The sequence below is a fragment of the Bariatricus sp. HCP28S3_A4 genome, assembly GCF_052066395.1.
Lineage (GTDB): Bacteria > Bacillota > Clostridia > Lachnospirales > Lachnospiraceae > Allocoprococcus.
Genome location: NZ_JBQHSE010000036.1, coordinates 1 through 24,905, shown reverse-complemented (window position 1 = coordinate 24,905; position 24,905 = coordinate 1). Strand labels below are relative to the sequence as shown.

Annotated in this window: 25 protein-coding genes; 19 read left to right on the top strand and 6 right to left on the bottom strand. The window is 42.7% G+C overall.

Annotation, left to right across the window (positions count from 1 at the left end):
• Nucleotides 1-133 precede the first annotated feature (133 nt).
• Genes ACTNBF_RS14505 through ACTNBF_RS14495 form a run of 3 tightly spaced genes read left to right on the top strand, consistent with a single transcriptional unit; the run spans nucleotide 134 to nucleotide 2,841 of the window.
• On the top strand, nucleotides 134-391 hold the full coding sequence (locus ACTNBF_RS14505; RefSeq protein WP_427820896.1) for an HPr family phosphocarrier protein: 258 nt from the start codon (nucleotides 134-136) through the stop codon (nucleotides 389-391).
• Nucleotides 392-417: 26 nt separating this feature from the next.
• Nucleotides 418-2,064, top strand: a complete 1,647-nt coding sequence (ptsP, locus tag ACTNBF_RS14500; RefSeq protein WP_441089537.1) for a phosphoenolpyruvate--protein phosphotransferase — start codon at nucleotides 418-420, stop codon at nucleotides 2,062-2,064.
• Nucleotides 2,065-2,100: 36 nt separating this feature from the next.
• A complete protein-coding gene (locus tag ACTNBF_RS14495; RefSeq protein ID WP_441026823.1) occupies nucleotides 2,101-2,841 on the top strand; it encodes a DeoR/GlpR family DNA-binding transcription regulator in 741 nt (246 codons plus the stop codon).
• Between the two features lie 200 nt (nucleotides 2,842-3,041).
• On the opposite strand, the gene ACTNBF_RS14490 is transcribed toward ACTNBF_RS14495, so the two are convergent.
• Entirely contained in the window at nucleotides 3,042-3,227 is a 186-nt protein-coding gene (locus ACTNBF_RS14490) for a hypothetical protein (protein ID WP_427808656.1), read from the bottom strand.
• A 360-nt stretch (nucleotides 3,228-3,587) separates the two neighbouring features.
• Here ACTNBF_RS14490 and ACTNBF_RS14485 point away from each other — a divergent pair, with 360 nt between their 5' ends.
• The 3 genes from ACTNBF_RS14485 to ACTNBF_RS14475 all read left to right on the top strand — a co-directional run bounded on the left by ACTNBF_RS14485 (nucleotide 3,588) and on the right by ACTNBF_RS14475 (nucleotide 6,743).
• Entirely contained in the window at nucleotides 3,588-3,767 is a 180-nt protein-coding gene (locus ACTNBF_RS14485) for a hypothetical protein (protein ID WP_427820722.1), read from the top strand.
• 368 nt (nucleotides 3,768-4,135) lie between these two features.
• A complete protein-coding gene (locus ACTNBF_RS14480; protein WP_427808650.1) occupies nucleotides 4,136-5,707 on the top strand; it encodes an AAA family ATPase in 1,572 nt (523 codons plus the stop codon).
• 25 nt (nucleotides 5,708-5,732) lie between these two features.
• A complete protein-coding gene (locus ACTNBF_RS14475) occupies nucleotides 5,733-6,743 on the top strand; it encodes an alpha/beta hydrolase (protein WP_427808648.1) in 1,011 nt (336 codons plus the stop codon).
• Between the two features lie 6 nt (nucleotides 6,744-6,749).
• On the opposite strand, the gene ACTNBF_RS14470 is transcribed toward ACTNBF_RS14475, so the two are convergent.
• Both ACTNBF_RS14470 and ACTNBF_RS14465 read right to left on the bottom strand, forming a co-directional pair.
• Entirely contained in the window at nucleotides 6,750-6,914 is a 165-nt protein-coding gene (locus ACTNBF_RS14470) for a helix-turn-helix domain-containing protein (protein ID WP_441089538.1), read from the bottom strand.
• Nucleotides 6,915-6,945: 31 nt separating this feature from the next.
• Nucleotides 6,946-7,404, bottom strand: a complete 459-nt coding sequence (locus ACTNBF_RS14465) for a hypothetical protein (RefSeq protein ID WP_441026828.1) — start codon at nucleotides 7,402-7,404, stop codon at nucleotides 6,946-6,948.
• A 107-nt stretch (nucleotides 7,405-7,511) separates the two neighbouring features.
• On the opposite strand from ACTNBF_RS14465, the gene ACTNBF_RS14460 reads away from it, so the two are divergent.
• The 11 genes from ACTNBF_RS14460 (at nucleotide 7,512) to ACTNBF_RS14410 (ending at nucleotide 20,665) form a co-directional block, all read left to right on the top strand.
• Nucleotides 7,512-8,225, top strand: coding sequence for an ABC transporter ATP-binding protein (locus ACTNBF_RS14460; RefSeq protein WP_441026830.1), 714 nt, complete (start codon nucleotides 7,512-7,514; stop codon nucleotides 8,223-8,225).
• Nucleotides 8,219-9,817 (top strand): putative ABC transporter permease subunit, encoded by a 1,599-nt coding sequence (locus ACTNBF_RS14455; RefSeq protein ID WP_427808640.1) that lies wholly within the window; start codon nucleotides 8,219-8,221, stop codon nucleotides 9,815-9,817. Before ACTNBF_RS14460 ends, ACTNBF_RS14455 begins: the two co-directional genes overlap by 7 nt.
• Nucleotides 9,818-9,988: 171 nt before the next feature.
• A complete protein-coding gene (locus tag ACTNBF_RS14450; protein ID WP_427820726.1) occupies nucleotides 9,989-11,545 on the top strand; it encodes an amino acid adenylation domain-containing protein in 1,557 nt (518 codons plus the stop codon).
• A complete protein-coding gene (locus ACTNBF_RS14445) occupies nucleotides 11,545-12,762 on the top strand; it encodes a diaminopimelate decarboxylase family protein (protein ID WP_441026838.1) in 1,218 nt (405 codons plus the stop codon). The genes ACTNBF_RS14450 and ACTNBF_RS14445 overlap by 1 nt, the downstream gene beginning before the upstream one ends.
• Nucleotides 12,728-12,955 (top strand): phosphopantetheine-binding protein, encoded by a 228-nt coding sequence (locus tag ACTNBF_RS14440; protein WP_427820727.1) that lies wholly within the window; start codon nucleotides 12,728-12,730, stop codon nucleotides 12,953-12,955. Before ACTNBF_RS14445 ends, ACTNBF_RS14440 begins: the two co-directional genes overlap by 35 nt.
• A 1-nt stretch (nucleotide 12,956) precedes the next feature.
• Complete coding sequence (locus tag ACTNBF_RS14435; protein ID WP_441089536.1) at nucleotides 12,957-14,546, top strand: MBOAT family O-acyltransferase; 1,590 nt, start codon at nucleotides 12,957-12,959, stop codon at nucleotides 14,544-14,546.
• Nucleotides 14,533-15,519, top strand: a complete 987-nt coding sequence (locus ACTNBF_RS14430) for an SGNH/GDSL hydrolase family protein (protein WP_441018647.1) — start codon at nucleotides 14,533-14,535, stop codon at nucleotides 15,517-15,519. Before ACTNBF_RS14435 ends, ACTNBF_RS14430 begins: the two co-directional genes overlap by 14 nt.
• A gap of 62 nt (nucleotides 15,520-15,581) precedes the next feature.
• Nucleotides 15,582-16,961 (top strand): alanine/glycine:cation symporter family protein, encoded by a 1,380-nt coding sequence (locus tag ACTNBF_RS14425; RefSeq protein ID WP_441089535.1) that lies wholly within the window; start codon nucleotides 15,582-15,584, stop codon nucleotides 16,959-16,961.
• A gap of 402 nt (nucleotides 16,962-17,363) precedes the next feature.
• Nucleotides 17,364-17,705: a PadR family transcriptional regulator gene (locus ACTNBF_RS14420; RefSeq protein ID WP_427808624.1), complete on the top strand. Its 342-nt coding sequence runs from the start codon at nucleotides 17,364-17,366 to the stop codon at nucleotides 17,703-17,705.
• The gene (locus tag ACTNBF_RS14415; RefSeq protein WP_441089534.1) at nucleotides 17,692-19,020 is read left to right on the top strand and encodes a permease prefix domain 1-containing protein; all 1,329 of its coding nucleotides are present in this window, start codon (nucleotides 17,692-17,694) and stop codon (nucleotides 19,018-19,020) included. The genes ACTNBF_RS14420 and ACTNBF_RS14415 overlap by 14 nt, the downstream gene beginning before the upstream one ends.
• Before the next feature lie 193 nt (nucleotides 19,021-19,213).
• Nucleotides 19,214-20,665: a 4Fe-4S dicluster domain-containing protein gene (locus ACTNBF_RS14410; protein ID WP_427808620.1), complete on the top strand. Its 1,452-nt coding sequence runs from the start codon at nucleotides 19,214-19,216 to the stop codon at nucleotides 20,663-20,665.
• A gap of 63 nt (nucleotides 20,666-20,728) precedes the next feature.
• Here the strand turns inward: ACTNBF_RS14410 and ACTNBF_RS14405 are convergent, their stop codons facing one another.
• Nucleotides 20,729-21,610, bottom strand: a complete 882-nt coding sequence (locus tag ACTNBF_RS14405; protein ID WP_427820731.1) for a DUF4352 domain-containing protein — start codon at nucleotides 21,608-21,610, stop codon at nucleotides 20,729-20,731.
• A 231-nt stretch (nucleotides 21,611-21,841) separates the two neighbouring features.
• Here ACTNBF_RS14405 and ACTNBF_RS14400 point away from each other — a divergent pair, with 231 nt between their 5' ends.
• Together ACTNBF_RS14400 and ACTNBF_RS14395 are read left to right on the top strand one after the other, a co-directional pair.
• Nucleotides 21,842-22,861 carry an alpha-hydroxy-acid oxidizing protein gene (locus ACTNBF_RS14400; protein ID WP_441026835.1) on the top strand — a complete coding sequence of 340 codons (1,020 nt, stop codon included), beginning with the start codon at nucleotides 21,842-21,844 and terminating at the stop codon, nucleotides 22,859-22,861.
• 21 nt (nucleotides 22,862-22,882) lie between these two features.
• Entirely contained in the window at nucleotides 22,883-23,914 is a 1,032-nt protein-coding gene (locus tag ACTNBF_RS14395) for a 3-deoxy-7-phosphoheptulonate synthase (RefSeq protein ID WP_427808614.1), read from the top strand.
• Between the two features lie 62 nt (nucleotides 23,915-23,976).
• Here ACTNBF_RS14395 and ACTNBF_RS14390 read toward each other — a convergent pair whose 3' ends face one another.
• Both ACTNBF_RS14390 and ACTNBF_RS14385 read right to left on the bottom strand, forming a co-directional pair.
• Nucleotides 23,977-24,573, bottom strand: a complete 597-nt coding sequence (locus ACTNBF_RS14390; RefSeq protein ID WP_441089533.1) for an HAD family hydrolase — start codon at nucleotides 24,571-24,573, stop codon at nucleotides 23,977-23,979.
• Nucleotide 24,574: 1 nt separating this feature from the next.
• Nucleotides 24,575-24,766, bottom strand: a complete 192-nt coding sequence (locus ACTNBF_RS14385) for a hypothetical protein (RefSeq protein WP_427808815.1) — start codon at nucleotides 24,764-24,766, stop codon at nucleotides 24,575-24,577.
• Between the last annotated feature and the right edge of the window lie 139 nt (nucleotides 24,767-24,905).

Here is a 24,905-nt window from a genome sequence, read left to right as displayed (position 1 = left end):
CATTATACCAGAAAAAGGGAGGTCAATGCTCTTTTTATTTGCATTCTCCCATAAAATCAAGGTTTTTATTGAATTTTGGAACAAAAAAACAGGTAGTTTTTGACACTACCACAGGGAAAAGGAGAGAAAAGATATGAAAGAATTTAAATATGTGATCACCGATGCAGAAGGAATCCATGCTCGTCCGGCAGGAGAATTAGTTAAGGCGGCAAAGGCGTTTGAATGTAGTATTAAGCTTACAAAAGAAGGAAAAACCGGTGATTGTAAGAAAATATTTGGAATTATGGGACTTGGGGTTAAGAAAGACAATGAAGTAACTATTACGTTTGAAGGCGCAGATGAAGAGGCTGCATACGAATCAATTAGCAAATTTATGAAAGAGAACCTGTAAACCATAGCATTGAGGAGATATGGACGATGCAGATATATAAAGGAAAAAGTGTATTCGGCGGAATTGCCATAGGAAAAATTAGTGTTTATAGTAAAGCAGAGCAACAGGTAAAGCGGTTAAAAATAGAGAATGTCGAAAAAGAAGTAGAACGTTATCATGAAGCGACAGCAACTGCAATTCAGCAGCTTCAGGAATTATATGACAAGGCATTGAGAGAAGTCGGCGAGGCAAATGCGGCAATTTTTGAAATTCATCAGATGATGCTGGAAGATGATGATTATGCAGAATCCATAGAAAATATGATTCAAATGCAGAAAGTCAATGCGGAATATGCAGTAGCACAGACCGCAGATAATTTTGCCCGGATGTTTTCTTCGATGGATGATGATTATATGAAAGAGCGTGCGGCGGATGTAAAAGACATATCTGAACGATTATTAACTGTTTTGCAAGGTGAAGAATCTCAAGGTGTAGAATCTCAAGAACCTTCAATTATCGTTGCGGATGATCTGGCACCGTCCGAAACAGTACAGCTTGATAAGGATAAAGTGTTGTCTTTTGTAACCGTGCACGGTTCGCTGAATTCACATTCTGCAATACTTGCCAGAACGATGGGGATTCCGGCATTAGTCGGAACAAAGCTTCCGGTAGATGATACGGTAAATGGAAAACTTGGGATTGTAGATGGCACAAACGGCATTATCTATGTAGATCCGGATGAAGTGACTTTAGGTAAAATGAAAGAGTTTCAGAAGATCGAATTAGAGAAAAAGAAATTACTTGAAACCTTAAAGGGTAAGGAGAATATCACACTTGACGGTCAAAAAATTCTGTTATATGCTAACATTGGTAATACAAAAGATCTGGCAACAGTTTTACAGAATGATGCAGGTGGAATTGGGCTATTTCGAAGTGAATTTATTTATCTTGAGAGAGAGGATTACCCGACAGAAGAAGAGCAGTTTCAAATATATAAGGCTGTAGCAGAAACTATGGCTGGAAAACGTGTTATTATCCGGACATTGGATATCGGTGCAGATAAACAATGTGATTATTTTAAGATGGAAAAAGAAGAGAATCCAGCCATGGGATGTCGAGCAATACGAATTTGTTTGAAACGTCCGGAAATATTCAAAACACAGCTTCGGGCACTTTTCAGGGCCAGTGTGTATGGGAAGATTGCAATCATGTATCCTATGATAACCAGTGTAAAAGAAATACAAAGAATCAAGGATATTGTCACACAGGTGAAGGCTGAATTGGAAGAACAAGGTGTTGAGTATAGAGAGCCAGAGCAGGGAATTATGATTGAAACTCCTGCAGCGGTTATGATAAGTGATCAACTGGCAAAGGAAGTGGATTTCTTTAGTATTGGAACGAATGACCTGACACAGTATACACTGGCGATAGACAGGCAGAATACAGCACTTGATGAATTCTATGATCCCCATCATCCGGCAGTACTGCGGATGATCTCAATGGTAGTGAATAATGCACATAAAGCCGGTATTTGGGTAGGAATTTGCGGAGAACTTGGTGCAGATCGCGAACTTACAAAGGAATTTCTGGTTATGGGAGTTGATGAACTGTCGGTATCTCCTGGAAACATTTTACCTATCCGTAAAATTGTGCGAGAGACAAATGTGAAGGAGTACAAAGAATACCGAAAGTAGACTTTTCATGAAGCCGGAAAAGAATCGGAGGATCATATGCTATCAGAACAGCGTTATGCGTTGATATTAGAAGTTTTAGAGAAAAAACGCAGCATAACTGTAAATGAATTAACAGAATTATTGAATATTTCAGAATCGACAGCAAGAAGAGACATTACAGCTCTTGATAAAGCTGGTAGACTTGTGAAAGTTTTTGGAGGTGCCATCGCACTGGAAGATTCAGTTTTGTCATCAGAGCCTACAGTAGCACAAAAGACAGAAGTTCAGATAGAAGAGAAAAAGAGAATAGCGAAATATGCAGCGTCCTTGATTGAACCAAAAGATTTTGTGTATTTGGACGCAGGAACCACAACAGGATACATGATTGAATATCTTGAGGAAAGAAGTGCAACATTTGTGACAAATGCAGTTGCACATGCACAGAGACTTGCGGCAGAAGGAGTACGTGTTTTCATGATCGGTGGAGAATTAAAAAGCTCTACAGAAGCGATTATTGGAAGTGAAGCTGTGATGGCACTTAAAAATTATCATTTTACAAAAGGATTTTTTGGTACAAATGGAATAAGCAAAGTGCATGGTTTTACAACACCTGATATTAATGAAGCACTTGTGAAGAAAACAGCAATGAATCAATGCAAAAGAGTATATGTCCTGGGAGATTATTCAAAGTATAATGTGATAAGCTCTGTCACTTTTTCGGAATTAAAAGGAAGAAATATTTTAAGTGATCAAATTCCAGAAGAATTTAAAGATATGCCGGAAATAGTTTTGTGTTAATAGGGACGGAGCATTTGCCCCCAGCATCTTGCCACGAGCAGCGCCCTTTGGTCATCCGGATAAAAAAGGTGAAACAGAGGTGGGGACAGGTTCCTTGACTCACAATTGTGAGTCAGGGAACCTGTCCCCACCTCTGTTCAAGTCTTGATGGTTTAATAAGACTTTACACCTTGAAGCTTAGTAATAGTTTATTCCGGTAATTAGTTTAAAGTAATATCTTCGACATTAACCCCCATTGATGATAACTTGGCGGTTGTGACTTTGATCTGGTAATCAAGTGTTTTGTTTTCGTGATTACCGTTGCTTTGCTTGATTTGTTGAAGAATAGAATATAAATCAATCAGATTATTTATCATCTCTTTGTCACTTGGCATGTATTCGTTCATCCTTTCGTACTCCTTCCATGTAAGAATATACTTACATTATAGGAAAATTTGAAAATAGTGTAAAGCCTTATTAAACTATCAAAGGACAAATCATGGAATGCTTGAGAGTTTTTATTCAGATTTCCATAGAATGGAGAATTGAATTGTTTATTTGAAAAATGTCTATGACTTCCGTATGGAAGAATGCGTGAATTTAATATAGCAGAAAGGGGCCAGGGGGTCAATGAAAATTAGGAAACAAAAGAACGGAAAATTTGATATCGCTTAGCCTCTGGAAGAGCGGTATTCGCCCGGGGATACTCCGTATTTTCTCCTTCGGGATAAAAAACGGGTATTCAGGCAGGTATAACAGCCGGGAGCTTGCAGTATGGCGAAGAAACGTTTCGGGTAACCGTATACGATATCCATGCAGCCGGGCTCTTTTTGAACCAGTTCCATTATGATCTGCTCAAAACATTGCAGAATGCGGAACGTGTTCCTGTAAAAAATGTCAGAAGAAGAGGCGATAAAGTCAAGATAATCCACCTGATCGTTCTGTAAAGTGTTCCGCTTTATGAAATTCACAAGATCCGGAATTTCACGCTGGGAGGAAGAGGGGAAATCGTAGAAGAATCCGGGGCGAAAACTGAGATAAAGAGCGCAGAAGGCACGTTGATAGCTTTCTACATGCGGACTTTCTGGTTGATGAAGCAACAGTCACCGGCGCGATAGTGTTTATGTACTCCCACAATGACGAAATCAAGTTCCCCCCGAAATAACATAGGTAATGACAATTGTCGTTGAGGATGAAAAGCAGAAACAAAAGTGGTTGTACGTTAAAAAATGTCGGTTCTGGCTTTCGTTACTTGTATTTTCTTCTGGAAATCTCTATACTAAATATAGGTAAAGTATTTTCGGGAGGTGGCTGAATGGGCATTTATTTAAACCCTTCTAACGATAAATTCAGTGAAGCAAGAAATTCTGAAATATATGTGGATAAATCTGAACTGATTAAATATACGAATAAAGTTTTGCATACCTCACAAAAATGTATCTGTGTCAGCAGACCCCGTCGGTTTGGAAAGTCCATGGCGGCAAACATGCTGGCTGCATATTATAGCAGAGGATGTGATTCGGAAGCACTGTTTGATGGATTGAAAATTGAAAACAGTCCTGATTTTCATGATTATCTGAACAGGTATGATGTTATCGCACTGAATATGCAGGAGTTCTTGAGTCGAACTCATCATGTTTTGGAAATGCTGAAACTGCTGATAAAGCTGGTAACACGTGAACTGAAACGGGAATATCCGCATGTGGATTATTTTGATCTTGAAGATTTGATTCAGACTATGCAGGATATCTATGCAGAAACGGGACGGAGCTTTATTATTCTGATAGATGAATGGGACTGTGTATTGAGGGAATGTAAGGATGATTTGGCCGGACAAAAGCAATATCTGGATTTTCTTCGGGATTTTCTGAAAGATAAAGGATATATCCATCTTGTATATATGACGGGAATTCTGCCTATTAAAAAATACGGAACCCATTCTGCTTTGAATATGTTCAGAGAATTCTCTATGACAGATGCAGGAGAATTGGCAGAATTTGTTGGATTTACAGAAGCGGAGGTTCAAAATCTCTGTGAAACATATCATGCGGATTTTGAAGAAATGAAGCAGTGGTACAATGGTTACAGGTTAAGAAATGTCGGGGCTGTATATAATCCACAATCTGTGGTATTTAGTATTCTATCAGGTGCGTTTAATAATTATTGGAATCAGACGGAAACGTATGAAGCATTGAAAATATATATTGATTTAAATTATGATGGCCTGAAAAATCAGATTATCCGTATGATGCAAGGGGATTCTGTCAGTATCGATATAGGCAGTTTTAATAATGACATGACTTCATTTGCTTCTCGGGATGATGTACTGACGCTTTTGATACATCTTGGATATTTGGGATATGATTCGCAGTATCAAGAAGCGTTTATACCCAATAATGAAATTCTAAATGAATTTGCAAATGCGGTGCGGAATTCTGATTGGGGAGAAGTTACGAAAGCTTTGGAGTTGTCGAGGGAAACTCTGCAGGCTATATGGAATCAAAATGAAGAATATGTAGCGTGGGCAATCGAACAGTCCCATTTGGAAACATCCTATTTCCAATATAATGATGAGAATGCGCTTAGTTATACGATATCTCTTGCACTCTACGCTGCGAAAAATTATTATACAGTGATAAGGGAGTTACCTGCCGGAAAAGGAAGGGCAGACCTTGTTTTTATCCCAAGAAAACAGTTTCCGGACAAGCCGGCTCTTTTGGTAGAGTTAAAATGGAATCAGGTTACGGAGAGTGCGATTGAACAGATAAAGGATAAAAAATATCCGAAAGCTTTGGAAGAATATCAGGGGAATCTTCTGTTGGTTGGAATCAGTTATGATAAAAAAACAAAGGAACATAAATGTAAAATAGAAGAACTCACGCACTGAATGCGCAATAAAAAGGAGTATAGAAATGAAAAAGCAGACCATTAATTTATGGAACAAAGAGGATTATACTTATCCATGTGCGGGAGAATTTCTTCCCAATATCACGGCTTATCTTCATGAAGATGAAGATGTTCATCCGGCAATGCTCGTGGTGCCGGGCGGCGGATATGCTTTTGTCAGTCCGACAGAGGGCGAAATTGTAGCGAAACGATTTTATGAGGCAGGGTATCAGGCATTTGTTCTTACTTATACGATCAATATGTATCAGCTTGCACCGCTTAAAAAACAGCCGCTTCGGGATATTTCCAGAGCTGTGCGTTATATCCGGAACTTTGCAGAATGTCTGCGTATAAAGTGCGATCAAGTTGTCTGCTGCGGTTTCTCAGCAGGTGCTCATCTTACAGGAAGTCTTGCGGTTCATTATCAGGATCAGGAGCTTACGAAAGAGCCGTATGCTGAGATTTCTAATCGTCCCGATGCAGTGATTCTCTGTTATCCGGTGATCACAAGTGGAGAAAAAGCGCATCGCGGCAGTTTTGATCTGCTTCTTGGAAAAGATGCATCTGAGGAGGAACTTACATGGGCAAGTCTGGAAAAACAGGTGACAGCTGACACGCCTCCGGCTTTTCTGTGGCAGACATTTACGGATGCGACGGTGCCGGTGGAGAATAGTATCATGTATACAAAAGCATGCCACAATGCGGGAGTTCCGTGTGAATTACATTTATTTATGGAAGGAAGACATGGAATGAGCCTTGCAAATGAAGAGTGGGCAACGAACAATATCGGGGAAGACAGTATTTATACGATGATGCAGCAATGGCAGACATTAAAGACGTTGTACAATGTGCGGCCGGAGATGGTGCCGACGATGCTTGCTCCTTCTGCCAAAGCAGAAACACTGAAAGAGTTTGCCGTGGAATGGACGAAAGCAACTGTGGGAATCCGGCAGATGGAGGAACAGCATGCAGATGAATCCGCCATGCAGTGGCCGGATCTGGCACTTACATGGCTGGATAAGATCTTTGTAAGTTAAATTAGTTTATCTTAATTTTTCCCGATATTCTCCTGGGGTAATGCCATATTTTCCTTTAAAAATTTTATAAAAATGTGTTCGGTTGTTAAAACCAAGTTGCAAAGCAATAGAAGAAATGGAAGCGGTTGTATCAGATAGAAGATGCTCCGCTTTCTTTAGTGTAAATGTCATACCATAATCATAAAGGCACATACCGGTATATTTATGAACGATAGTATTCTTTTGTGTCGAGATATTGAAATAATTCACAGATTAACGCTTTTATGGCAAATGTTGAGCCTAATTTTGGAAACAGCATTGCATGAAGCAAATGATCAGATAATTTATGCAGGTCTGAAAGATGACTTTGATTCTGGAAGGCCGGAAAAAAATCTAAATAGTTTTTACCTTTCTCTTTTTGTAAATTTGAGGACATAAACTGAAATACTGAGTTTTCAGAAGCAGTTTCTTCTTTAGGAAAATAAGCTGCCTTGTGAGATCCCAGTAACTCTTTGACAAAATCTATGGACAGACCAATAAACAGAATCTTAGCTTCACCAGTAAATTTTTCAATGTGAACAATGTTCTGATTAATTGGTTTCGTAGGGACGGAGCATCTTGCCACGAGCAGCGCCCTTTGGTCATTTTCGTGTAACAGCTGCAATATCTCTAAAATTGACACATATCTATAAGAAATCCACCTAGTATAATGGTGGATTTTTTTGTATGATAGTATTAACAAAATTACAAGACCAAAAGTAACATCAGAAGAAATGGGAGAATAATACTATGCTGTATATTGAACATTTAACGAAAACATTTGGAGAGAAAAAGGCAGTCGATGATCTGAGTCTTCATATTGCTCCGGGCGAGATCTATGGTTTCATCGGTCATAACGGTGCCGGAAAGACGACGACGCTGAAGTCTGTGGTCGGCATTCAGCAGTTTGATGCCGGTGAGATTACGATTGCCGGAATGTCCATACAGAAGGATCCGCTTACCTGCAAGAAACAGATCGCCTACATTCCGGACAATCCGGATCTTTATGATTTTATGACGGGAATCAAATATCTCAACTTTATCGCTGATATTTTTGGGGTGTCCTCTGAGGTGAGACAGGTACGGATCCGAAAATACGCAGAATTGTTTGAACTGACGGATGATCTGGCACAGCCTATTGCTGCGTATTCCCATGGAATGAAGCAGAAACTGGCAATTATTTCGGCATGGCTTCATGATCCGAAGCTGATCATTATGGATGAGCCATTTGTTGGTCTGGATCCCAAGGCTTCCCATCTCCTGAAAGGGATGATGCGTGAGGTGTGTGATCAGGGCGGAGCAATTTTCTTCTCTACGCATGTACTTGAGGTGGCGGAAAAGCTCTGTGATAAGGTGGCCATTATCAAAGGCGGAAAGCTCATCCGTTCCGGAACGATGGAAGAAGTCAAAGGAGATGACTCTCTGGAAGAAGTATTCCTTGAATTGGAGGGAGAATCATGCTAAAAACACTCGTCAAAAAACAGATGATGGAGATTTTTCGTGGATATTTCTATGACGCGAAGAAGAATAAAAAGCGGTCTAAACTATCGATGATTGGATATATGATCTTATTTGGGGTTATTATGATCGGCCTTCTGGGAGGAATGTTCACATTTCTTTCTATGACGATCTGTCCGGCTCTCTCATCAGCCGGTATGGGCTGGCTTTATTTTGCGATTATGGGGCTGCTTTCTATTTTTCTGGGAGTATTCGGAAGTGTGTTTAATACATACTCTGGATTATATCTTGCCAAAGATAACGATCTTCTGCTTGCCATGCCGATTCCCGTTCGCACGCTCATGGTGTCACGCCTTCTTGGAGTCTTTCTGCTGGGATTTATGTACGCGGCGGTGGTTATCGTGCCGGCAGTCATTGTGTACTGGATCTTTGCTCCGGTAAATGTTTCAGTAATTCTGGGTGGAGTCGTGCTGATCGCGCTGATCTCGATTTTTGTACTTACACTTTCGGCGGCACTTGGATGGGTCGTTGCAAAGATCAGTCTGAAGCTGAAGAATAAGAGCTTTATCACCGTATTTGTATCGCTTGCTTTTCTCGGTGCATATTATTTCTTCTATTTTAAGGCGCAGTCCATGATAGGTGTTCTGATTGCAAATGCAGCGGAATACGGCGGAAAGATCAAAGGAAAAGCATATTTGCTTTACTTATTCGGAAGAATCGGGGAAGGGGACTGGTTGGCGATCACTCTGATGGCAGCGATCATTCTTGCGTTGTTTGCTGTAATGTGGACATTATTGTCACGGAGCTTTCTTAAGATAGCGACAGCTTCCGGCAAAACTGCCAGAGCAGTATATAAAGAAAAGACGGTAAAAATGAGGAGTGTTTCCCGGGCTCTTCTTGCGAAGGAATTCGGTAGGTTTACTGCGAGTCCGAATTATATGTTGAATTGCGGACTGGGCATTCTGATTCTGCCGGTTTGCGGCATACTTCTTCTTGTAAAAGGAGGCATGATTATCAGCATTCTGAATCAGGTGTTCGGTGCAGAAACGGGGACGACTCCCGTACTGGTATGTACCATGATCTGTGTGCTGGTTTCTATGAATGATATGGTGGTTCCGTCTGTCTCACTGGAAGGGAAGAATATCTGGCTTGCACAGTCTCTTCCGGTTACGCCATGGCAGGTCTTGCGCGCCAAGTTATCGGTTCAGTTGTTTCTGACGGGAATTCCGGCACTGTTCTGTTTGGGATGTACTCTGTTTGTACTTCCATATTCACCGGTTCAGATTCTTCTTGTGCTCTTGACGGTAAGCGCTTATGTCGTATTTTCTGCTCTGCTTGGACTTACACTGGGATTAAAAATGCCGAATCTGACCTGGACCAATGAAATTGCACCGATTAAACAGAGCGTGGCCGTGATGGTGGCGATGTTTGGCGGCTGGATTTATTCGGTGGCGTTATGTGGCATCTACCTGATGTGGGCATACAAAATCGGAATGGTGATATATCTTACCATAGTTGCTGCACTGACATTATTGATTTCTGCAGGACTCTATACCTGGATTAAAAAGAGAGGAACAGAAGTGTTTGCGGCGCTGTAAAAGGAAGAAAATAGTATTGGGAAATGATTGGGTAAAATCCGAACTTCGGATTTTACCCATTTTTTCTTTGGAATTTCTTAAGGGTTTGTGTCTGAAAGGATTAAGATATGGGGGTTATAATGGCCTCATCAAAGGGAAAATACTTTGAAATATCTTAAGAGGAGTAGAAATATGGAGGATTTTCAGACGAAAACAGGAATGAAATCAGATAAGAAATGTAATGTCCTGGAATTTCTGGAAGAAACTGAGAGAAAATATCCGGACAGAACAGCGGTGGATGATGGTACGTTTTGTCTTTCGTGGAGAGAAATGAAAGATCTATCGCAGAGAATGGGAACGCTGTTCTGCGAAATATGCGATCAGGGGGAGCCGGTCGTTATATTGGCAGAAAAGAGTGCAAGGACACTCGCGGCTATGTTCGGTGTGGTTTATGCCGGATGTTTTTATGTGATGGTTGATCCGTCCCAGCCGGCGGCGAGAGTTCGGGAAATATTGAAAATACTCGAACCGCAGCTTGTTGTATTGAATAACGAAAATGAAATGCTGTTGGATGAGGCGGGTTACACAAAAAGAAAGTATATTCTCCGGGATACTATCGAGAGAGAAGCCGATATCGGGCGTTTGCAGCAGATACGCCGGCAGAGTCGTGGTACCGATTTGCTGTATGGGATTTTTACATCAGGGTCGACGGGAACACCGAAGGGAATAGTAGTCAGCCATCAGGCAGTGATTGATTTTATCACTCATTTTGTAGAGGCGTTTGGATTTCATGATAAAGACAGAATCGGAAATCAGGCGCCGTTCGATTTTGATGTGTCTGTAAAAGACATTTACACAAGTATATCAACAGGTGCTGCGCTTGTATTAATACCGAAAGAATTATTTTCATTACCTTCGAAGCTGTTAGATTATCTTTGTGAGAAGGAAGTGACTGTTCTCATTTGGGCGGTATCGGCGCTTAGCATGGTGACGGCATTGAAAGGACTTGATTATCGAGTGCCTCGCGGCGTACGGCTGATTGGATTCAGTGGTGAGGTCATGCCGGTCAGACAGCTTAGGATGTGGCAGAAAGCATTGCCGGATACTTCGTTTGTCAATCTGTATGGTCCAACGGAAATCACCTGCAACTGTACTTATTATCCGGTTGAGCGGATGTATGCAGATGGGGAAAAGCTTCCGATCGGAAGAGCCTTTCCGGGGCGAAGGGTGTTCCTTTTGGATGAGCAGGAACAGATCCTACAGGTGCCGGGAAAAATCGGAGAAATCTGTGTGGCAGGGGAATCCTTGTCTGAAGGATATTACAGGAATCCGGAGGAAACGAAGAAACGGTTCCGGATGATTCACTTTTCCGGACAGAAAGAAGAGAGGTGCTATTGCACCGGAGATCTTGGATATTACGATGATGAAGGAATGCTTTATTTTTCCGGCAGGAAGGATTTCCAGATCAAACATATGGGACATCGCATTGAACTGGAAGAGATCGAAAGCACACTGAATCAGGTGGAAGGTGTAGAGAGAAGCTGCTGTCTGATGGATGAGCGGAGAAACAGACTGATCGCATTTTACCTGGGTGGGGCGGATCCGGGAGATGTCAGAGCATATTTGAAAAAGCATTTTCCGGTTTATATGATTCCCCACAAAATACAAAAAACGGAGGAAATGCCGTTAAATAAAAACGGAAAGACTGACAGAAATTATTTCAGAAAAAAACTGGAGGTGGGAATGTGATGGAAATGGAATGTCTGGAACATGGCATCATGAAGTATGGAACGCCGCTTTATATCTATGATATTGACCGGCTCTCCGAAACGGTCGCGTTCTTTCAGGAGAAGCTTCGGGGAAGAGCAGGAATCTGCTTTGCGATGAAAGCAAATTCATTTCTTGTGAAACAAATGGCTGCGCTTACGGATCGGATCGAGGTATGCTCCATGGGGGAATTTGAGATTTGCCGCAAGCTTCAGATCGAACCAGAAAAACTTTTCATATCAGGTGTCCTGAAGAAAAAAGAAGATCTATATGAAATTATGAATTTCTACCGGGGAGCGTGCACATATACAGTCGAATCATTGAATCAGTTCCATTATATGGCTGACTGGTGTGATAGCAATCATGAGGTTATTCCGGTATATCTAAGGCTGACCAGCGGAAATCAGTTCGGGATGGATGAGGAGACGATTCGGAATCTGATCTCGATCCGAAAGATGTGTCCGTATCTGAAGATCCAGGGGGTTCATTATTTTTCCGGGACACAGAAGAAATCGGCTGAAAAGATCAGGAAGGAACTGACATATCTGGATCAGTTTTGCTGTGAACTGGAAGAAAGAACGGGCTATCAGATCGAAGAACTGGAGTACGGACCGGGACTTGCGGTCTCGTATTTCGAGGGCCAGACGGATCATTTAGAAGCGGATGTTGAAGAAATTGCGGAGACACTTGCAAAAATGCGATGGAAAGGAAGTGTGATGCTGGAAATGGGGCGTGCACTTGCGGCAACCTGCGGGTACTATCTTACCACGGTCAGAGATACAAAGAAAAATGGGAATCATTATTACTGCATCGTAGACGGAGGAATCCATCAGATCCATTATGACGGGCAGATCCGTGGCATGTATTTGCCGAGGATCCGCGTCAGCCCTGAAAAAAGTCAGGGAACAAAACGCGAATGGACGATCTGTGGATCTTTGTGTACGGTGAATGATGTGCTGGTACAGAGGGCTGAATTCACAGATCTGAAAGCAGGGAATGTGTTGATATTTGAACGGGCCGGAGCATATGCAATGACGGAAGGAATGGCTTTATTTTTAAGCCATGAACTGCCGCAGGCTGTGTTCTACAGCAAAGAGATGGGCTGGCGGCTCGTACGGGAAGAACAGCAGACTTACGAATGGAATATGGAAAGGGAGACAAAAGATGGAAAAATTATTGGATATATTAATGGAGATTGATGACAGTATTGACTGGAAGGCACAGAAGGCGCTTGTAAATGACAGACTTCTGGATTCGTTTGCGGTGATTTCACTGATTGCGGAACTGGAGGAACAGTTTGACATTGAAATTGAAGCAGCGGAGATCATTCCTGAGAATCTGAATTCTGTGGATGCGATCTGGAAGATGATACAAAGGCTGAAGGAGAATTAACATGGCTTATCATACGTCGATTTATCTGTTCGTGTTTCTGCCTGTTGTACTGCTGGTCTATCAGCTGACTCCGAAAAAGCTGCGGTGGATGACACTGCTCCTCTCCGGATATGTGTTTTTCTGGACGATCAGCGGAAAACTAGTCCTGTATCTGATCGGCACAACATTGTTTACTCATTATATTGGTGTCTGGATGTCCTGGATGAAACTGCAGTGCGAAACTGCAGTTTCCGGACTGACTAAAGAAGAGAGCAGCATCGTAAAAAAGCGATATAAACAGAAAGAAAAATGGATCCTTATAGGTGGGATCCTTGGATTACTCTTGGCACTTGCATACTTGAAATATTATAATTTCTTTGCAAAGAATATAAATGCAATAATAGGAGCTTGGGGAGGCTCGTATGCATTACAGACAAAAGAGCTTCTCCTTCCTATTGGTATCTCTTTCTATACGCTTCAGGCAATCGGCTATATGGCGGATGTATATTGGGGAAAATTGAAAGTAGAGCAGCATCCCGGAAAGCTTGCTCTTTTTCTGGGCTTTTTTCCACAGATCATGGAAGGTCCGATCAGCATGTATTCGCAAACGGCAGACGCGCTCTGGCAAGGGGCACCGATAACCGGAGAGAATCTCTCAAAGGGCAGCGTGCGCATTCTCTGGGGACTATTCAAGAAAATGATCATTGCGGACCGACTTTATGTATTTGTGCAGGCAATCTTTGAACATTATGAAATGTATCACGGTGTTATGATTGCGGCAGCGGCAGTTGCCTATACGGTTCAGCTCTACATGGAGTTCTCCGGATGTATGGACATCATTATTGGAAGCGGAAGGATGTTCGGAATTACGCTTCCCGAGAATTTTCGACAGCCGTTTGCTTCGCGGAGCGCGGCAGAATTCTGGAGACGCTGGCATATTACACTTGGCGTATGGTTTAAGACCTATGTATTTTATCCGGTTTCCGTTTCCGGACTGGTGAAAAGATGGAATAAATTCGGAAGAAAGCATTTGGGAAAGTATTTGACAAAGCTGGGCGTATCAGCTTTGTCACTGTTCCCGGTATGGATCTGCAATGGGCTTTGGCATGGAGCAAGGTGGAGTTACATTTTTTACGGAATGTATTATTTTGTGATTCTGCTCGGCGGTATTGCGATAGAGCCTGTCAGAAATAAGGTGCTTGACGCATGTCACATCAATGAAAATGCATGGTATTTCCGGTTGATTCGGATCCTCAAAACGTGGATGATCATTTTTACCGGAGAATTGTTCTTTCGGGCAAACGGACTGCGTGCAGGAATTTCGATGTTCTTCAGCATGTTCCGGAATTCTGAACTACAACGACTGTGGGATGGAACCATGCTGACATTTGGACTCGATCAAGCAGATTATCTGGTCGTTGTGGTCGGGTGCGTGGTTGTGGCAATTGTAGGAATGATGAAAGAAAGGAATCTGCTGGGAGAGGCAGGACTTCAGAAATTATGTCTGCCGATGAGATGGGCGATTTATTATGGCCTGATTTTGGCAGTTGTAATTCTGGGAGCATATGGAATCGGTTATCAGCAGGTGGATATGATTTATGCAGGATTTTAAAAATATAGGAAAGAGAGCAGGAAAAGTTGCCCTCTTTCTGGCAATCTTATTCGTGATTTTTGAATTGATGGCAGAAAGAATGGAGATTGCCCTGATTAAAAATGACAATCTCGTGCAGAGCAGGAACAAAAGTCTGTTTCGGATCCAGAGGGAACCCCAAGACAGCATTGATGTGATTGTTCTGGGAGACAGCCTGAGTTATGCGTCTATTTCACCGATGGAATTGTGGGAGGAGCATGGAATTACAGGATATGTATGCGGACAGTCAGGACAGAAGATCCAGGAAACCTATCATATGCTGGAAACTGCTTTTGAGACGCAGTCTCCGAAGCTGGTCATACTGGAAACGAACACTTTGTTTCGGGGAAGAACGGGGCTGGAAGGGATCAAGGAAACCATAGAGGCATGGGGAAATTATTATATTCCGATTTTTCGCGGACATGATATCTGGAAATCATTTCTGATCGACAAAAAGTATCCGGAAGAGAGTTATAAAGGGTTTTCGTTCCGCTGTGATGTTCAGCCATATAAAAAAGGAAATTACATGCTGGAAACAGAACAAAAAGAAGAGATGCCTGATATCGTGGTTAAATATATGGAAAGTATTCAAAAACTCTGTTATAAAAAGGGTGCCGAGCTTCTTCTAGTGGGAACCCCATCGCCGGTCAATTGTAATTACCGACGACATAACAGTATCAGTGCTTATGCAGAATCTAATTCTCTGGATTACCTGGATATGAATCTCAGGTTGGATGAAATAGGAATCGACTGGGAAACGGACAGCCTGGATAAGGGAGATCATCTGAATCTGTCAGGAGCAGAGAAAGTGACAAAGTATCTGGGAGACTATCTGGAGGAGCACTATGAGCTTCCGGATCACCGGGGAGAAAATTCTTACAGAGGCTGGGAAAAAGAGGCGCAAGAGTATGAACAGAAGGCGCAATTACATTTGGAACAAATGGCAGCAAAGTAAAGGAATCGCAGGGATAGTCTGTGCATATAATGTGGAAAAGAGATGGGTGAGGAGGAAAAACTATGTTATCAATTGTTCAAACAATTAATGCTTATCTGTCGGACTATATTCTGGTGTTTCTTTTGGTGGCAGTTGGACTTTGGTACACAATTAAGACAAGGTTCGTTCAGGTGAGGTGTTTTGGAGCCGGTCTTAAGAAAATTTTCGGGGATATTTCTTTTAAGGGAGGAGCACACGGAGGCGGAATGAGCTCATTCCAGGCTGTAGCAACAGCAATCGCAGCTCAGGTAGGTACGGGAAATATCGTAGGAGCTGCTGGAGCGATTCTTACCGGTGGACCGGGAGCCATTTTCTGGATGTGGATCATTGCATTTCTGGGAATGGCAACGATTTATGCAGAAGCAACTCTTGCACAAAAGACGAGAATCAAGGATTCAGAAGGGAATATCCAGGGAGGCCCGGTGTACTATATAACCAGGGCATTCCAGGGCAGATTAGGAAAATTCCTGGCCGGATTCTTTGCAGTTGCAATCATTCTGGCGCTTGGTTTCTTTGGGTGTATGGTACAGTCCAACTCCATTGGCTCCACAATCCACACAGCATTTGGCATCCCTTCATGGATCGTTGGTGTTGTCCTGGTTGTGATCTGCGCTTTTATCTTTATGGGTGGGGTAGACCGTCTTGCTTCTGTTACTGAAAAGCTCGTTCCGGTCATGGCAGCTGTTTTCTTATTAGGAGCGCTGGGGGTGCTGATTGCCCGTATTAAATACGTTCCTGCTACATTTTTCATGATCTTCCGGTATGCATTCCAGCCACAGGCAATCATTGGCGGTGGCCTGGGCGCAGCTTTAAAAATTGCTGTCAGCCAGGGGGCAAAGAGAGGGCTTTTCTCAAACGAAGCCGGCATGGGTTCTACACCGCATGCTCATGCGCTTGCACAGGTTAAGAATGCACATGAACAGGGAACAGTTGCTATGGCAGGTGTGTTTATTGACACATTCGTTGTTTTGACTTTAAATGCGCTGGTTATTATTTCCACATTATATACAGCTGATGGACCTGTTGCGGGAGGATATACAGGTGGCGTGGTGGAAACATTAAATAAAGCGAATCTCGCACAGACCGCATTCGGAGTAGTCTATGGAGAAAAACTGGGATCCGCTTTCGTGGCAGTCTGCCTGTTCTTCTTCGCATTCTCCACGATTCTCGGATGGAATCTGTTCGCGAAAATCAATGTGAATTATCTGTTCGGACCGAAAGCAACCAAGCCGTTTCTTATGATTGCTTTGGTGTTTGTTTTCCTTGGAACACTTGCATCCAACGATCTTGTATGGGAACTTTCCGATATGTTTAACCAGCTAATGGTTATTCCAAATGCAATCGCCCTGTTCGCGCTGACGGGTGTGGTTGTAACGAGTATGAAAGAAGACGGAGGAAAGTAATTCATATTGTGATAAATAAAAAGCCGATACATGCTGCATCGGCTGAGAGAAAAGAGAGGATCTATATTAAAGGTGTCTGCCCTTTGGGCGGGCACCTGATTTTTTAGGCGGACATCCTGACATCCATACAGAGTCGGTATCATCTATGATTGCCGGCGTCCTTTTAATTTATGCTTTAAGTATAATAGTAAAATATGGAAAGAATGTGACCATGGACTTAAGAAATTTTGAAAAATATTAAGAACATCTAAAGTACTTATAAAAAATGTATTCTCTATATGATGCAGCTTCAGAATACGGAAAGAATCACTTGACATATATAGATTACCGAGATATAATGAAAATGTAAAATATGTAGATTATCGATATATCGAAGATCAACACATGAAAGGGGAAGTATTTATGGCAGTAGATAAAAGTTTAATTTCCGGAAGCACAGCAATGCTGATATTGAAGCTGTTGGAAGAAAAAGATATGTATGGCTATGAGATGATTGAGACGCTTAGGGAGAAGTCGAATAATGTCTTTGAACTGAAGGCGGGGACTCTTTATCCGCTTCTGCATTCAATGGAAGAAAAGGGATGGCTGACCGTTTATGAACAGGAATATGGCGGTAAGCTTCGTAAATATTACCGGTTGACCAGGGAAGGAAAGAAACAGCTTGCTGCAAAGAAAGCAGAGTGGAAGGAATATTCCACGGCCGTTGTGAATGTGTTGGGAGGTGCGCTCTATGACCCGGCTTGATTATTTGAAGCTTTTGACTGACCAGATCCGCTGTAAAAGGGCAAGGCCGATGATTGAAGAAGAATATCAGGCCCATATTGACGACCAGAAGCTGGATTTTATGGCGCAGGGCATGAGTGAAGCGGAAGCAGAAGAAGCGGCTGTGAGGGAGATGGGAGATCCGGTGGAGGCAGGAGTACAGCTTGACAGGATCCACAGACCGAAGATGGATATGAGACTGATTGCTATGATCGTCATGCTTGGTATATCGGGAGTTGCCATACAGGTTTTTCTGGAGAGAACAGCAATACTCTGCGGAGCAGGCGATTACCTCGCAGCATCTTATGATCCGGCGGGACTCAGGTTTATTTTGTGGACGGCAGCAGGAAGCATTTTGATGTTGGGAGTCTGTTTTGTGGATTACACGCTGCTTGGCAAATATGCACTCCGGATCTGGGCAGCAATGATGATGATGATGGCAGTATACCGGGTATTCGGCAGAACCGTGAATGGAATGTATCCAAAACAGGGACTGTTTTACTGTGTTCTGGTTCCGGTTTTTGCGGGTGTTGTTTTTCACTTCCGCGGAGCAGGAAAACAAGGGATGATGAAATGTATTCTCATATTGGTATTATCAACAGTGCTTCCACTGGTTTTAAATTCCAGTGTGTATATGATTTTATTTTATATGACAGGGGGATGCATTTTAATACTTGCCGTTCATAAGCGGTGGTTCGGAAAAGAGAAAAAGCGCCAGTACATACTGATGGCCGGAACGACAGTCTTGCTGCCTGTGGGGATTTTGGGAATCATGATGTCTGCAGGTCAGGTATTTCTTGCAACGTATCAGAGCGATAGGATGAAGCAGATATTCCGCTTTCAGTCTTCCGAAAATTGTTTATATCAGATTGTTTTGGAAAATCTGAAAAATGCAGCAGATGCAGTTGCGGGAAGAGAAGGACTCATAATTGATGAATCAACAAATATGGTTTGGAGTGAAGTGAGAAGTGATTATGTCTGGGTATTTATTTTTAAAGTGCTTGGAACATGGCAGGGGATTCTGTTCACACTTGCATTGGCAGGGTTCCTGGGGGTTTTGATCTGGATCGTGCGAAAACAAAAGAATCAGCTCGGCTATGTGGTCGGAATGGCATGTGTTTTGATGATGACCGCGGAGATTCTGGTGTATCTGGGGACGAATTCAGGAGTTTTTTATCCTGTATCGGTGTATATGCCGTTCTTTAGCTATGGAGGAAGTAATATGATGGTTACCTATTTGTATATGGGGATTCTACTGTCTATTACCAGAAATCAGAATGTTGTGAAAGCGGGATAACCTTTTGAATCCATGAGTTTGGGTTACGTTTTGCGAAAACAGAACATTGTGTTCGAGACTTGTACATTGTATGCAAAATAGTACAAGATTGTTAAAAAAATGACTGGGAAAAGAAGAAAACTCATGTTATGATTTGAATCAGAAACGAGATACATTATTATGATTGAGAAAATTCTTTTTGGAGGGTAAGAAGTTGAGAAACGCAGACGCAAATGTAATCAAGATCAAACATGAAGTGTTGGAAGAAGTAGCACGTCTGGCTTTTGACGGGGAACTTGAGGAGCATAAGGACGATATTGCAATGAAGTTGATTCCGGGCCCGCTCCCGCAGTTCCGTTGTTGCATTTACAAGGAACGTGAGATTATCAGACAGCGTGTTCGTCTGGCTGAAGGAAAAGCGCCTGGAATTAAGAATGATGGAAATGTAATACAGGTTATCAGTTCGGCATGTGAGGACTGTCCCATTTCCAGCTATGTTGTGACAGAAAACTGTCAGAATTGTCTGGGAAAAGCATGTATCAATGCCTGTAAATTCGGTGCAATTGAAGCGGGACGTGACCGTTCCCACATTGATGCTTCCAAATGTAAAGAATGTGGAAAATGCGCACAGGCCTGTCCGTACAATGCAATTGCTCATTTGAAGAGACCATGCAAATTCAGCTGTCCGGTAGATGCGATTTATTATGATGAAAATGGTATTTCCGTTATCGATGATTCAAAGTGTATTCGTTGTGGAAAATGTGTTCACAGTTGTCCGTTCGGAGCAATCGGATACAAATCCTCCATTGTAAATGTAATTAAAGCAATCAAATCCGGTAAGAAAGTATACGCGATGCTGGCACCGGCAACAGAAGGACAGTTCGGTGTGGACATCACCATGGAAAGCTGGAAAAAAGCAATGAAAGAAGTTGGATTTACGGACTTCATTGAAGTGGGACTTGGTGGTGATCTAACTGCGAAATATGAAGCAGAAGAATGGGTTGAAGCCTATAAAGACGGACGTAAAAAAGTAACCTCCTGCTGTCCGGGATTTGTCAATCTGGTACGGAAGCATTATCCGGAATTGAGTGATATGATCTCTACAACGGTTTCTCCGATGTGTGCAGTTTCCCGCCTGGTGAAGGCAAAAGAACCAGATGCGGTTACCGTATTTATCGGACCATGTCTTGCAAAGAAATCAGAGATTGCAGATCAGAGGATTGAAGGAAATGCAGACTATGCCCTGACTTACAGTGAAATCCGTGCAATTATGCGTGCGAAGGGCGTTGCTTTGGAACCGGCAGACAATACTTATCAGGAATCTTCTGTATTTGGAAAGCGATTCGGAAATTCCGGCGGTGTTTCGGATGCTGTGATGCAGAGTATGAAGGAAGCCGGTGAAGAACTGGATATTAAAGTGTACAAGGCAAATGGTGCAGTTGAATGTAAGAAATCACTGCTGCTTATGAAAGTCGGACGTCTGCCTGAGGATTTCATCGAAGGAATGGCTTGTGAAGGCGGATGTGTCGGAGGACCAAGTGCTTTTAAAGATCAGATGCTCGCAAAGAAATCCAGAGATTCGCTGATCAAAGAAGCAGATGCGAGAGGAATCTGTGAGAACCTGAAGAATTATGATGAGACTTCATTCTCTATGCACAGAGAATAAACATTATTAAAAAGGGAGTGCTGAGGCGCTCCCTTTTTTTAGATTCTAATTTGAGACCATGGATTATTTTGATATTTTAAATACGACACCCTCATCCTTCCAGACCTGATCGGTATAGTGAATCTCCAGATTCATCCAGTCTGTCGGAACTTCCAGACAGAGATACCCACTTAGTGAAGAACCGGGAGCAATGGAACCATCCATCTGCTGACGGTCCGTGTTCGCGGCAAGGGCGGTAAAAGCATTGACGCTATAGTCAAGCTTTATTTCATTACAATAGGATTCAAAACTTGCCATGCTGCTGACGGTGATATCCTTTTCCGCCTGATTGGTAATCGTAAGGTTGACAAAGACAAATACATTGCCTTCCTGAGGGGAAGCCCATTCGTCACCTTTGGATTCCTCGTAATCGGTTACCTGAATGGAGATATCATTCAGCGTAGCGGTGTCGCCAAGTGCATAGGAGGTGTCATCTCCACCCGTTTTTGTGGTATCATCTGTCTGAGGATCCTGAGAATCCTGGGATGACTTTGTAAACGGAAGTAGATCTTTGCTGATTAGACCGGATTTTACGGCGACAACTACGATCAGGATGACTGCGAGCAGGAAAATCAGAATCATTCCTGCTAATTGTTTCTTTTTCTTTTTGGACCTTCTTCCGGATCTGCTTTGACTGGATGAAGAACGTTTGCCTGATTTGGGGGAAGAACCTTTTGATTTCCGGTTGCTGCCTTCTGACCGTTCAGTCTTCCGTCCGGGCTTTTCCGGTTCCGAAGGTTCTATTGCATCTTCTGTATCATAAAGTGTATAATCTGTATGATCATCATCAGTCTCATCTGGTATCAGGGATGTTGCCGGATAACGTTTCCGGCAGGAATCGCAGAGATAATATCCCGGATACTTTTTACTGGGACGTACATCAGATCCACATCTGGGGCATTTCATATGGTACTCTCCTCTATATATTTCTCTAATTTTGCTGTATGCAAATTTAAGTGCCTATGTGGACATTATAGCATATCAAAGTAAAAAAACAAGTAAAGGTCACAGAATATTTAGAAATCCATGGAATGGATTTCTTGTTTTCCGGATAGGAAAGTGTTATGATTATCATAAGTATCGGCTTCATTTGGGTAAGAAAAATACCGATGGATAGAAGAAAGCGAGGCAGAGAACATGGATTATAAAGAGGTACTTGAAAATGCAAGAGAATCGATAGGAAATTATTGTAAAGCCTGTCCGGTATGTAATGGAAAAGCATGTGGGAAACAGATACCGGGACCGGGAGCGAAAGGTGTTGGGGACACGGCTATTCGCAATTATGAGAAATGGCAGGAGATCCGTGTAAACATGGATACCATCTGTGACGGAGGAGTAATAGATTCATCCTGTGAGCTGTTCGGACAGAAGTTTGCGTATCCGTTTTTTGCCGGTCCGGTTGGTGCAGTGAATTTACATTATAGTGAGAAATATGATGATATTTCCTATAATCAGGTTCTTGTATCTGCATGTGCGCAGAATGGAATTGCGGCATTTACCGGAGACGGAGTGAATCCGCTGGTTATGGAAGGAGCGACTGCGGCAATCAAGGAGAGCGGCGGCATGGGTGTTCCGACCATCAAACCGTGGAATCTGGAAACGATTCAGGAGAAAATGCAGTTGGCGATCGAATCAGGAACATTTGCGGTTGCCATGGATGTGGATGCTGCCGGACTTCCGTTTCTGAAAAACATGACACCGCCGGCAGGAAGCATGAACGTCAAGGAACTTGCGGAAATTGTGAATATGGCAGGCGTGCCGTTTATCGTGAAAGGTGTTATGACGGTCAAAGGAGCGCTGAAAGCAAAAGAAGCAGGAGCAGCAGCAATCGTGGTTTCCAATCACGGAGGACGTGTTCTGGATCAGTGCCCGGCGACGGCAGAAGTCCTGGAAGAAATTGCAGACGCAGTAGGAGATTCTATGAAGATTCTGGTGGACGGCGGAATCCGCTCCGGAACAGATATCTTTAAAGCACTTGCACTCGGAGCAGACGGAGTTCTGATCTGCAGACCGTTTGTTGTTTCTGTGTATGGAGGCGGGGCAGAAGGCGTGAAGACCTATATTGAAAAGCTGGGAGCTGAACTGAAAGACACGATGCAGATGTGCGGGGCACATTCTCTGAGTGAAATCACCAGAGATATGGTGCGCTACTGCTAGATAAAGGAGATACAAAAAGTTATGGGGATGAAAGTGAATGCAGAACTGCCATTGCCGGCAGATTTGAAAAATGAATATCCGTTATCGGAAAAGATCAAGGAGATCAAGGCAAAAAGAGACGCGGAGATCAGAGATATTTTTACTGGAAAATCCGATAAATTTGTTGTCATTATCGGACCTTGTTCAGCGGATAATGAAGATTCTGTCTGCGAATATGTGAATCGTCTGGCTGAAGTAAATGAAAAAGTTTCTGAAAAATTGATGATCATTCCAAGAATTTATACGAATAAACCCAGAACAACAGGAGAAGGATATAAAGGAATGCTGCATCAGCCGGATCCGGATAAGGCTCCGGATCTTCTGGCAGGGATTATCGCGATCCGAAAAATGCATATCCGTGCGATTGAAGAGACGCATCTGACCGCTGCCGATGAGATGCTGTATCCGGAAAACAGAAGTTATCTGGATGATATCTTATCTTACGAAGCAATCGGGGCCCGTTCCGTTGAGAATCAGCAGCATCGTCTGACAGCAAGCGGTATGGATATTCCCATCGGCATGAAGAACCCGACCAGTGGAGATCTGGGAGTCATGCTGAATTCCGTTGTGGCTGCACAAAGCGGACATCGCTTTATTTACCGTGGACAGGATGTGTCGACAGACGGAAATGAGCTTGCGCATGTGATTCTACGAGGCGGTGTTGATAAATACGGAACCTGTATTCCGAACTATCACTATGAAGACTTGAGAAGATTGGAGAGTCTGTATTATAAGAAAGATTTGAAGAATCCGGCGGTTATCATAGATGCCAACCATTCTAACTCGAATAAACAGTACAAAGAGCAGCTGAGAATTGTAAGCGAAGTGCTGCATACACGGAAATACAATCCGGATCTTCGCGGACTGGTGAAAGGGGTTATGGTAGAGAGTTATCTGCTGGAAGGCCGCCAGGATATCTGTTCTCATATGGAATACGGAAGATCGATCACAGATCCATGTATTGGATGGGAAGATACGGAAAAATTAATATATAAGATAGCAGAAGAATGCTAAAGAGACAGCGGGAGAGAGACAGCGGGGACAGAAGACAGCTGTCTCCTGTCCCCGCTGTCTCTTTAGTCTAATCCAAGCTTTCTGCAAACCTCTGCGATATCCCCCTTAAAAATATATCCGTCCATCCCAAGTGCCTGGCCGGAAGCAATGTTTTCAGGTTTATCATCAATGAAGAAACTTTCTTCCGGTTTCAGATGATAAGTATCGAACAGATACTGATAAATCTCCGGTTTTGGTTTCGCCATCACAAGCGGTGCAGAGAATACGATTCCGTCAAATTCTTGGACGATTCCATAAAAATCTGCATGATCAGCGAAATGAGTCGGGGCATTGGAAAGGATATAGACAGATGCTCCGATTTCTTTCAGCCTTCGGATCAGAGACCAGATTTCTTCAATTGGCTGCAGGTATTTGTGCCATTTCCGGAAAAAATCCGTTACATTGTCATGCAGACGCTCAGGTACAAGTGTTTTTGCGTGCTGTATGGATGTATCATAATCTGCGGTTCCCTCATCAAGCTGAGCCCAGTTATAGAAGACTGCGCTACGCAAAAGTTCGAGGTCTTCCGGCGAATCACAGAATTTCCCAAGAATATAGTCTTCATCAAAAGTAGCGATTACATTTCCAAAATCAAAGACAACATTTTTATATTTCAACATATCAGGTCCTCCATCCAGTGTTATTATAATGCAGACGGTGCTGTCCGGCTGCGCTTCCATAATCTTTTTCGTGTTCCATTTTCATCATTTCCAGCATAAGATGCTGCCGGGTTTCATCACCGAGAGCAATCAATACATTTTGACAACTTTTAAATTCCTCAATCAATTTTATAATTTCGTTGTTGCTTTCCATCAAAGGAATGCCGCCTTTCTGTTTATTTACTCAAACTTCCCACACCGATAAGGTGTTCTGTACCTTGAAAATTCAATATTTCAGCCAATAAAAAGGGCATAAATAACGCTCTTTTGATATAATGGAATTGTCCAGAAAC